At 71.8% G+C, this 422-nt stretch carries 1 protein-coding gene; it reads right to left on the bottom strand.

Going from position 1 to position 422, the window contains the following annotated elements; genetic code table 11:
- Positions 1-143 precede the first annotated feature (143 nt).
- Positions 144-422: Lrp/AsnC ligand binding domain-containing protein (locus H5J29_RS34150; RefSeq protein ID WP_181784977.1), on the bottom strand; the 279-nt coding region annotated here is incomplete at its 5' end.

The following is a 422-nucleotide window of genomic DNA, read 5'->3' as shown; positions in this document are numbered from 1 at the left end:
GCCGAGGCCTGTGTCGCATTCGCGGCGGAGGCGTTCGGGTCGCTGGACATCCTGGTCGACGACGCGGGGACGAACCCGGCCCACGACCCGATCGTCGACCAGGACCGCGCCCTGTTCCTCGAGCCTGCGCCGCGCCACCACGGCTAGCGCGGCGGGAGGGGCTGGACCGGGCGTGAGCGCAGGTGTTCGTAGACGACCGAGGTGCGCACGTCGGCGACCTCGCGGCGCTCGGTCAGCCGGTCGATGACGAAGACGTAGAGCCCGTTGGTGTCCGGGACGCCGACGTGGATGAGGAAGTCCTCGGTCCCGCTGGTGACGAACAGGCCGAGGACCTCGGGCAGGGTCAGGACCCAGTCGCGGAACGCCTCGATGCGGTCGCGCGAGGGTGGCCGGATGCGGACGGCGATCAGCGCCTGGACGGA

Origin of the sequence: Pseudonocardia pini (assembly GCF_013870575.1) — a bacterium.
Taxonomy (GTDB): Bacteria; Actinomycetota; Actinomycetes; order Mycobacteriales; family Pseudonocardiaceae; genus Pseudonocardia; species Pseudonocardia pini.
This window is presented reverse-complemented; position numbering and strand designations above follow the sequence as displayed.